This window comes from Actinomadura sp. WAC 06369, from assembly GCF_003947565.1.
Taxonomy (GTDB): Bacteria; Actinomycetota; Actinomycetes; order Streptosporangiales; family Streptosporangiaceae; genus Spirillospora; species Spirillospora rifamycini.
On sequence record NZ_QHJN01000232.1, the window covers coordinates 1 to 9660 of the forward strand.

8 protein-coding genes and 1 pseudogene are annotated in these 9660 nt (G+C 76.3%); 6 read left to right on the forward strand and 3 right to left on the reverse strand.

Translation table 11 applies throughout. The features are described from left to right. Positions 1–303: pseudogene (locus DMH08_RS40570) on the forward strand (hypothetical protein); the annotation flags it as partial. A gap of 52 nt (positions 304–355) precedes the next feature. Here the strand turns inward: DMH08_RS40570 and DMH08_RS36290 are convergent. The 3 genes from DMH08_RS36290 to DMH08_RS36300 form a co-directional block, all read right to left on the reverse strand. Next, the gene (locus DMH08_RS36290) at positions 356–1165 is read right to left on the reverse strand and encodes an SAM-dependent methyltransferase (protein WP_026401781.1); all 810 of its coding nucleotides are present in this window, start codon (positions 1163–1165) and stop codon (positions 356–358) included. Between the two features lie 129 nt (positions 1166–1294). Next, positions 1295–1954 carry a response regulator gene (locus tag DMH08_RS36295; protein WP_125620696.1) on the reverse strand — a complete coding sequence of 220 codons (660 nt, stop codon included), beginning with the start codon at positions 1952–1954 and terminating at the stop codon, positions 1295–1297. Further along, positions 1951–3132: a sensor histidine kinase gene (locus tag DMH08_RS36300; RefSeq protein ID WP_125620698.1), complete on the reverse strand. Its 1182-nt coding sequence runs from the start codon at positions 3130–3132 to the stop codon at positions 1951–1953. Before DMH08_RS36300 ends, DMH08_RS36295 begins: the two co-directional genes overlap by 4 nt. Positions 3133–3297: 165 nt before the next feature. Between DMH08_RS36300 and DMH08_RS36305 the strand changes: the two genes are divergently transcribed. The 5 genes from DMH08_RS36305 to DMH08_RS41270 all read left to right on the forward strand — a co-directional run. Further along, positions 3298–4845: an MFS transporter gene (locus tag DMH08_RS36305; RefSeq protein WP_125620700.1), complete on the forward strand. Its 1548-nt coding sequence runs from the start codon at positions 3298–3300 to the stop codon at positions 4843–4845. Further along, positions 4842–5273 (forward strand): cupin, encoded by a 432-nt coding sequence (locus DMH08_RS36310; protein ID WP_125620702.1) that lies wholly within the window; start codon positions 4842–4844, stop codon positions 5271–5273. Before DMH08_RS36305 ends, DMH08_RS36310 begins: the two co-directional genes overlap by 4 nt. Further along, positions 5270–7114 (forward strand): ABC transporter ATP-binding protein, encoded by a 1845-nt coding sequence (locus DMH08_RS36315; protein WP_125620704.1) that lies wholly within the window; start codon positions 5270–5272, stop codon positions 7112–7114. The genes DMH08_RS36310 and DMH08_RS36315 overlap by 4 nt, the downstream gene beginning before the upstream one ends. Next, a complete protein-coding gene (locus DMH08_RS41265) occupies positions 7111–8820 on the forward strand; it encodes an ABC transporter ATP-binding protein (RefSeq protein WP_199748173.1) in 1710 nt (569 codons plus the stop codon). Before DMH08_RS36315 ends, DMH08_RS41265 begins: the two co-directional genes overlap by 4 nt. A gap of 98 nt (positions 8821–8918) precedes the next feature. After that, positions 8919–9660, forward strand: a 742-nt coding sequence (locus DMH08_RS41270) for a serine/threonine-protein kinase (protein ID WP_233618022.1), incomplete at its 3' end; no start/stop codon positions are given.

Genomic DNA, 9660 nt, shown 5'->3' on the forward strand with positions numbered 1-9660 from the left:
GGCCCGCCCGGGCGGCCCGCCCGCCCCGGCGGCACCGGCGGCGCGGACGGACGCGCGCCCGAGCAGCGCCCCGAACACCCCCGCGGCGCACCGCCCCGCGGCGCACGTCCGCACGGCGCACGTCCGCACGACCCGCATCCGCACCGCGGACGGCCGCACGGCGACCGTCCCCGCACCCGCAAACCGCCCCGGGCCGCACCGACGCCCGCCTGGATCGAACGCGAATGCCGCCGCCGCTACCCGGACGACGCCACCCGCCGCGACGCCTGCGCCGAGCTCCTGCGGCAGGAACTCGGCCGCTGACCCGGAAGCGACGCCCCCCGGCGGACGGACCGGCCGGCGGGCGCGGGCGGCATCAGGACGGGACGACCCCGACGCCGCTGAAGTGCGGCACCTCCGGGTCCCGCCGCTCCGGCGGCTCGGGCCGCCACCGCGAGCACGACACCACCCCCGGCTCCAGCAGCCGCGTGCCGGCGAAGAACCGCTCGATCTCCTCGGGCGACCGCGCCCGGATCGGCGTCCCGCCGCGCTCCATCACCTCCGCCACCGCCCGCCGCATCGCCGCGCCGTCCAACTCGTCGGTCGTCGCGTCGCAGGTGTGCGACAGCACCAGGTGGCTGCCCGGCGCCAGCCGCGCCAGCAGCCCCGCCACCAGCGCCTCCGCCTCCCCGTCGTCCAGGATGTGGTTCAGCACCCCCAGCAGCATCAGCCCGACCGGACGGTCGAGGTCCAGCGTCCGCGACGCCCCCTCCAGCACCGTCCCGGTGTCGCGGATGTCGGCCTCGATGTAGTCGCACGCCCCCTCCGGGGTGCCCTGCAGCAACGTCCGCGCATGGGTGAGCACCAGCGGATCGTTGTCGACGTAGACGATGCGGGCCGCCGGCGCCACCCGCTGCGCGACCTCGTGGGTGTTGTCGACGGTGGGCAGCCCGGCGCCCAGGTCCAGGAACTGCGTGATCCCCTCCCGGACCAGGAACCGCACCGCCCGCCCGAGGAACGCGCGGTCCTGCCGGGCCGACGCGGCGATCCCCGGCAGCACCCGCAGGACCGCGTCGCCCGCCTCACGGTCCACCGGGTAGTTCTCCTTGCCGCCCAGCCAGTAGTCCCAGATCCGCGCCGAATGCGGCGTGCTCGTGTCGATGCCCGGCGGTGGACGGTGCGGCATGAGGCTGCTCCCCCTCGGTTCCGTGCCCGGCGGCGCACCGCGCTTCACCGGCACGTCCCGCCCCCACGTTGTTCCCCGTCCGGCGGCGCCTCTCACGGCGATCCGCGACCCCGGCGCGGCGCGGGCGCGTCAGCCGCGGCGCGGGGTGACGAGACCGGACTCGTAGGCGAACACCACCAGCTGGGCGCGGTCCCTGGCCCCCAGCTTGGTCATCGCCCTGCTGACGTGCGTCTTCGCGGTCGTCGGGCTGATCACCATGTGGGCGGCGATCTCGTCGTTGGACAGGCCGCGCGCCACCAGCGCGGTCACCTCGCGCTCCCGGTTGGTCAGCACGCCGAGCGACTCCGGCGCCGGCTCGGGCCGCCGGGCGACGTACTCGCCGATCAGCCGGCGGGTGATCCCCGGGGACAGCAGCGCGTCGCCGCGGGCCGCGACCCGCACGCCCTGCAGCAGGTCCGCGGGCTCGGTGTCCTTCACCATGAACCCGCAGGCCCCGGCGCGCAGCGCGTTGAAGACGTACTCGTCCAGCCCGTAGTTGGTGAGGATCACGACGTGGACGCCGTCCAGCCGCTCGTCCGCCGCGATCAGCCGGGTGGCCTCGATGCCGTCCATCACCGGCATCTGGACGTCGACGAGGGCGACGTCGGGACGGTGCTCGCGGGCGAGCGCGACGGCCCGCTCGCCGTCCGCGGCCTCGGCCACCACCTCGATGTCGTCCTCGATCTCCAGCAGGGCGCGGAACCCGCCGCGGATGAGCGCCTGGTCGTCCACGAGCAGCACGCGGATCACGAGGCCGCCCCGAGGGGGAGCTCGGCGCGCACGCGGAAACCGCCCTCCGGGCGGGGCTCGGCCCGCAGCCGGCCGCCGAGCGCCGCCACCCGCTCCCGCATGCCGAGCAGACCCGTGCCCGGCACGGGCGGCGCGTCCGGGTCGGCCTTGCCGTCGTCGTCGACCTGGACGACCAGCTCCCCGTCCCCGTAGTCGATGCGGACCGCCGCGGCCGCCCCGCCGGCGTGCCTGGAGACGTTGGTGAGCGCCTCCTGCACGATCCGGTACGCGGCCCGGTCCACCTCGTCCGGCAGCTCCCGCCGCGCCCCGCGCACCGTCACCGTGGCCGGCAGCCCCGCCGAGCGGGCCCGCTCGACCAGGTCGTCGAGCCGGTCGAGGCCGCTGGCCGCAGCCGCCTCGCCGGCGCCGCCGCCGGCCCCGGCCTCGTCCTGCCCGGACGCGGAGCCGCCGGAGTCGCGCAGCACCTCCAGCGTGGCGCGCAGCTCCCGCATCGCGTCGCCGCTGGCCTCCTGGATGGCCAGCAGCGCCGGGGCCGCCTCCTCACCGCGCCGGTGCGCCAGGTGCACCGCCACCCCCGCCTGCACCTTGATGACCGAGATGCTGTGGGTGAGGGAGTCGTGCAGCTCCCGGGCGATGCGCAGCCGCTCCTCGCCCGCGCGGCGCCGCGCCGCCTCCTCCCGGGTCCGCTCGGCCTCGGCGGCGCGCCGCTCGGCCTCCTCCAGGTACGCCTGCCGGTGCCGGGTCACCGTCGCCGCCACGCCGGACGCCACGAACCAGCCGACCAGCAGCGTCGTGTCCTGGAAGTTCTCCGCGGCGCCGCCGGCACCGGACATGTTCACCGCCAGGCCCGCGCCCAGGAAACCCACCGCCGTCAGCGCCGCGATCACCGGACGTCCGGCCCTGACCGTCGCGAACACCGCCACCATCACCGGATACGCGGCCGCCGGACCCGGCTGGAGGTGCGCCGCGAGCACCAGCATGCAGGCCGTCCCGGCGAACAGCGCCACCAGGGGCGCCCGCCGCCACGCGACGAGCGCGAGGGACCCGCCGAGGAGGGCCGCGAGATCCAGCGCGCCCGCCCGCGGCTCGGCGAACACGAAGACCGACAGCAGCACGGCCATCGCCGCGGCGAGCAGCCCGTCCTGGGCGAGCGGCCCCACCCGGTCCAGAAACTTCATTTTGCGTACATTAGAAGCTTTTCCGGTGCAGGGCCTCCGCAGGACGGCGGAACGGCGACTACTCCCGGCGAAGTAGTCCCGCCGCTCCTGCTCCCCGGGTGCCACCCGCAGGACACTCCCCCTACAGGACGACCGCGGACCTGCCCCGACATCACGATGTCCGGCATGAAAGCGATCAGAGCCGAGGACGGCTCCCCACCGGACGCTCCGCCGGGCGCGCCGCCGCACCCGCCGACGGCCGCCCGGCCCGGCTTCACGCTCGCCGCCGTGGCCGTCGTGCAGTTCATGGTGTCGCTGGACCTGTCGGTCGTGAACGTCGGGCTGCCGGAGATCGCCGCCGGCCTCGGCTTCGACACCATGGGCCTGACCTGGGTAATCCACGCCTACGCCCTCACCTTCGGCGGGCTGCTCCTGCTGGGCGGCAAGGCCGCCGACCGGTACGGGCGCAGGCGCGTCCTGCTGCTCGGGCTCGCCGTGTTCGGCATCGCCTCCCTCGCGGGCGGCTTCGCCCGCTACCCCGGCGAGCTCATCGCCGCGCGCGCCGCGCAGGGCGTCGGCGCCGCGGCGCTGGCGCCCGCCGCGCTGGCGCTGCTGGCCTCGACGTTCCCCGCCGGACGGGCCCGCGTGCGGGCCTTCGGGGTGTGGAGCGCGACGAACGCCGCGGGCGCCGCCCTCGGGGTCCTGATCGGCGGGCTGCTCACCGAGTACGCGGGCTGGCGCTGGGTGATGCTCGTCAACGTGCCGATGGCCGCGGGCGCCCTGGCCCTGGCCTGGCGGGGCGTCGCCGCGGACCCGCCGCCCGCGCGCACCGGGCGCCCCGACGTCCTCGGCGCCGTGCTGGCCACGGCCGGGACGACCCTGCTGGTGTTCGGCGTCGTCCGCACCGACCGGTACCCGTGGACCTCGGCGGCCACCCTCGCGACCCTGGCCGCGGCCGCCGCGCTGCTGGCCGCGTTCGTCCTGGTCGAGCGGACGACCACCCGCGAACCGCTGATCCGGATCGGCCTGCTCGCCAACCGCTCGGTCGCCGGTGCCAACGCCTACATCCTCCTGACCGGCGCCACCATGGCCTCGGCCTTCTACTTCCTGTCGCTCTACCTGCAGCGGGTCCTGGGGCACGGGGCGGCGGAGACCGGGCTGATGTTCCTGCCGATGGCCCTCGGCGTGATCGCCGGGTCCGTGCTCGCCGTCAAACTCGGCTACCGCTTCGCCCCCTGGACGCTCCTGGCCGCGGGCGGGCTGCTGACCGCCGCGGCGTTCGGCTGGTTCGGCACCATCGGCCCCGACGGCGCCTTCGCCGCCGACGTCCTCGGCCCCTCGGTCACCGCCGGCGTCGGCTTCGGACTGGGCCTGGCGTCCATCGTGTCCACCGGCACCGCGGGCGTCGCGCCCGGCGAGACCGGCACCGCGTCGGGCCTGCTCAACAGCTCCCGCCAGATCGGCGCGGCCCTCGGGCTCGCCGCCCTCGGCACCGTCGCGCACGACCGCACCGGCCCGGTCACCACGCCCGAGACGCTCAGCGACGGCTACGCGCTCGGCCTGTCGCTCGGCGCCGTGCTCCTGCTCGCCGCGGCCCTCATCGCCCTGACCGTCCTGCGCCCGGCCGGCTCGCCGCCGCCCGCCGGACGCGCCGGGGACGGCCGCCGCCCCGCCCCGCAACGGCAGGCACCGGACGTTCCCGCAGCCCAACGCACGAAGGATGCCTCACCGTGACCGTCACCCCGATCGACCTGTTCGCGTCCCCGCTCCACCTGCGCGGCGGGGGCCGGATCGACGCCGCGGGAGCAGCGGCGGACGCCGGCCGGGACGGCTGGCGGCTCACCGCCCGGCACGCCCGGACCGACGCCGACGTCCGCGCCGACCACTGGGAGGTCCACCCCGAGGCCGAGGAGATCGTGTCCTGCCTCATCGGGAAGATCCGCCTCTGCCTGCGCCCCGAACGGCCGGGCCGGCCGGAGGAGGTGATCCGGCTGCCGGCCGGGACCGCCGCGATCGTCCCCCGCGGCCGGTGGCACCGCATCGAACTCGACACCCCCAGCACCATCTTGGCCGTCACCCTGCCGCGCGGCACACGCCTGGAGAAACGGACCGCCCCTACCGGCCCGGCCGCGGCGCACCCTGCAGAGGCGGAGGAGCGATGACCGCCACCGAGACCACTCCCGCCGCGCGCCGCACCGCACCCGCGGACAGGGAACCCGGGCTGCTGCGACCGCACCTGGCGGGCTTCGCCGCCGTCGTCGCCCTGCAGGTGATCGGCGCCGTCGCCGGGCTGGCGCCGCTGCTGGCCGTCGCCGAACTCGGCCGCTCCCTGCTCGCGCCCGGCCCGATCGACGGCGGGCACGTCCGGACGGTCGTGATCGTGGGGGCGGCCGGGCTGTTCGCCCGGCTGCTGTTCACCGCCGCGTCGTCCGCGCTCGGGCACCTCGTCGACGACCGCGTGCAGCTGTCGTTCCGCCGCCGGCTCGCCGCACGGCTGGGGCAGGTGCCGATCGGGCGGCTCACCCGGCGCCGCACCGGCGAACTCGCGAAGGTCGTCGGCGACGACGTCGGCGCCGTCCACCCCTTCATCGCCCACACCCCCGGCGAGCTGACCTCCGCGTTCGTCGTCCCGCTGGTGTCGCTGGCCTACCTGTTCACCGTCGACTGGCGCCTCACCCTCATCACGCTGATCCCGGTGGCGCTCGCGGTCGCGCTGGTCCCGCTGATGATGACCCCCGGCCGGCTGCGCGACCAGAAGGACTTCGACGCCGCCATGGGGCGCATCGCGAGCTCCGTCGTCGAGTTCGTCCAGGGCATCGCGGTCGTCAAGGCGTTCGGCGGCGCCGACCGCGCCCACCGCAGGTTCCGCGCCGCCACCGACGACTTCGCCGGCGTCTTCCTGCGCATGGTGCGGGGCCTGGCCGGGCTCGGCGCCGCGATGCAGGTGGCCGTCTCCCCGCCGTTCGTGCTCCTGGTCGTGCTGACCGGCGGCGCGGCCCTCATCACCGGCGGGTCCATGGCCGCCGCCGACCTGCTGCCCTTCCTGCTGCTGGGGCTCGGCCTGACCGCGCCCGTCGCGGCCCTCGGGCACGGCTTCGACGACATGCAGGCCGCGCACCGCGCCGTCGGCCGGATCCGCGACGTGCTCGCGGAGGAGCCGCTGCCCCGGCCCGCGCACCCCGCCGCGCCGGACGGGCACCGCGTCGAACTGCGCGGCGTCCGGTTCGGCTACGACCCCGGGCACGAGGTGCTGCGCGGCATCGACCTGACCCTCGAACCCGGGACGGTCACCGCGCTCGTCGGCCCGTCGGGAAGCGGCAAGTCCACCCTCGTGCAGCTCCTGCCGCGGTTCTTCGACCCGACGCACGGCTCGGTCGTCCTCGGCGGCGCCGACCTGCGCGACCTCGACGCCCGGGAGCTGTACCGGACGGTCTCCTTCGTCTTCCAGGACGTCCGGCTGCTGCGCGCGTCCGTCGCCGACAACATCGCGCTGGCCGTCCCGCACGCCGACCGCGACGCCGTCGTCCGCGCCGCCCGGCTGGCCAACGTGCACGACCGCGTCCTCGAACTGCCCCGCGGCTACGACACGGTCCTCGGCGACGAGGCCGGCCTGTCCGGCGGCGAGGCCCAGCGGATCGCGCTCGCCCGCGCGCTGCTCGCCGACGCGCCCGTCCTGGTGCTCGACGAGGCGACCGCCTTCGCCGACCCGCACACCGAACGGGCGGTGCGCCGCGCCCTGGCGACGCTGAAGGGCGACCGGACCGTCCTGGTCATCGCCCACCGCCCGGAGACCGTCGCCGCCGCCGACACCGTCGTGATGCTGGACCGGGGGACGGTCGTCGAGCGCGGCGCCCCCGCCGACCTGCTGGCCCGCGGCGGCCGGTTCGCCGCGTTCTGGCGGTCCCACCGCACCGGCGGCACCGCCCCCGGCGCCGCACTGGAAGACGACGCACTGGAAGACGACGTTCCGCAAGACGATGTCCTGGAAGGAGACCGGCGATGATCCGGACGCTGCTGCGCGTGCTGGGACACCGATACGCCCGGCCCGTGCGCCGCACCATCGCCCTGATGACGATCACCGCGGTCGTCGAGGGCCTGTCCTACGCGCTGCTGGTCCCCCTGCTGCGGGAGCTGCTGGGCGGCACGCCCGCGGACGCCCGGCCCTGGCTCGCCGCGTTCGGCGCCGCCGTCGCGGTCTACGCGGTGCTGCGCTACGTCAGCGACCTGTCCGGCTTCCGCGTCGGCACCACCCTGCTGCGCGGCGTGTACCACCGGCTCGGCGACCACCTCGCCCGGCTGCCCATCGGCTGGTACAGCGCGGGCCGCGTCGGCGAGGTGTCGGTGATGGCCAGCCACGGCGTCCTGCAGGCGATGAGCGCCATCGCGCACCTGCTCGCGCCGTTCGTCAACGCCTGCGTCACCCCCCTGACGATCGTCGCGGTGATGCTCGTGTTCGACTGGCGCATGGGCCTGGCCGCCCTGGCCGCCGTCCCGCTGGTGGCGGCGATCCAGATCTGGACGGGACGCTCGATGGCCGCCGCCGACGCCGACCGCCGGGCCCGCGGCCGCGAGTCCAGCGCCCGGGTCATCGAGTACATCCAGGCACAGCCGGTGCTGCGCGCCGGCGGCCGGACCGCCGAACGCTTCCGGCTGCTCGACGACTCGCTGCGCGAGGTGCGGCGCGCGTCCCGCCGCACCGTGCTGTCGGCGCTGCCCGGCACGGTCGGCCTGACCCTGGTCGTGCAGGCGGTGTTCACGGTGCTGCTGGCCCTGGGCGCCCACCTCGCGCTCGGCGGGCGCATCGGCGCGGCCGAGCTGCTGACCGTCCTCGTGCTCGCCGCCCGCTGCGCCGACCCGCTGCTGGCGCTCACCGACATCGGCAGCCAGGTCCGCGGCGCGCGCTCCGAACTCGCCGGGCTCGACGCCGTCCTGCGCACCGAGCCCCTGCCGGAGGCGCCCCGCCCCGCCCGGCCGGCGCACCACGGCCTGGAGTTCGAGTCCGTCGTCTTCCGGCACGGCGACCGCACGGTGCTCGACGGCCTCGACCTGTCGGTGCCCGAGGGGCGGCGGGTCGCGATCGTCGGCCCGTCCGGCGCCGGAAAGAGCACGCTGCTGCAGCTGATCGCGCGGTTCTACGACGTCCACGGCGGCGCGGTGCGCGTGGGCGGCGCGGACGTGCGCGCCATCGGTGCCGAGGACCTGATGGCCCGGATCGCGATCGTCTTCCAGGACGTCTACCTGTTCGACGACACGATCGAGGAGAACGTGCGGCTCGGCCGTCCCGACGCCGACCCGGCCGAGATCCGCGCGGCCGCGACCGCCGCGGGACTGGACGAGGTCATCGCGCGGCTCCCCGACGGCTGGGACACCGGCGTCGGCGAGGGCGGCGCGCTGCTGTCGGGCGGCGAACGCCAGCGCGTCTCGATCGCGCGGGCCCTGCTGAAGGACGCGCCGATCGTCCTGCTGGACGAGGTGACCTCCGCGCTCGACCCGGTGAACGAGGCGGCCGTCCACGACGGCATCGAGCGGCTGATGGCGGGCCGGACGGTCGTGATGGTCGCGCACCGGCTGCGGACGGTGCGCCGCGCCGACCGCATCGCCTTCCTCGACGGCGGCCGCATCGTCGAGGAGGGCGCCCACGACGAACTGCTCCGCCGCAACGGCCGCTACGCCGACTACTGGAACCTCTCCATGGCCCCGGTCGACTGACCCGCCCGGCCCGCGAACCGTCCGTCCCCGCGAGCATCCCGACCCGGTATGCCCCGATAACGGGGTGTTCGGGGGCGGAGGGTTCTAGGCTGTCGGCCGTGACGTCCGAGCAGGTGGTCGACGGGCGCTTCGAGCTGCGCGAGCGGCTCGGCAGCGGCGGGATGGGCACGGTCTGGCGCGCGTTCGATCTCGCGCTGGAGCGCGACGTCGCGCTGAAAGAGGTGCGGCTCGCCGGAACCGACCCGGCCGTCGCGCGCAAGACCCGCGAACGGGTCATGCGCGAGGCCCGCGCCCTCGCCCGCATCGACCACCCGAACGTCGTGACCGTCCACCACATCGTCGACCCGCCCGGCGCGCCCCACCCCTGGCTGGTGATGGAACTCGTGCGCGGCCGGACCCTGCAGGACCGGCTCGCGTCCGGACCGCTGCCGCCCGCCGAGGCGGCCGCGGTCGGCCGCGGCGTCCTGGCCGCGCTGCGGGCCGCCCACGACGCCGGGATCCGGCACCGCGACGTCAAGCCCGCGAACGTCCTGCTGCGCCCCGACGGGACGCCCGTCCTCACCGACTTCGGCATCGCGGCGCTGGAGGACGCGTCCCGCGTCACCGCCACCGGCGGCCTCGTCGGCTCCCCCGAGTACATCGCCCCCGAACGGCTCCACGGCCGGGAAGGCGACCCCGCCTCCGACCTGTGGTCGCTGGGCGTCCTGCTGTACGCGGCCGCGGAGGGCGCCAACCCGCTGCGCCGCCCCACCGCCGCCGCGACCCTCGCCGCCGTCATGGCGGCCCCGATCCCGCCGCCCCGCCGCGCGGGTCCCCTGGCACCCGTGCTCGGGGCGCTTC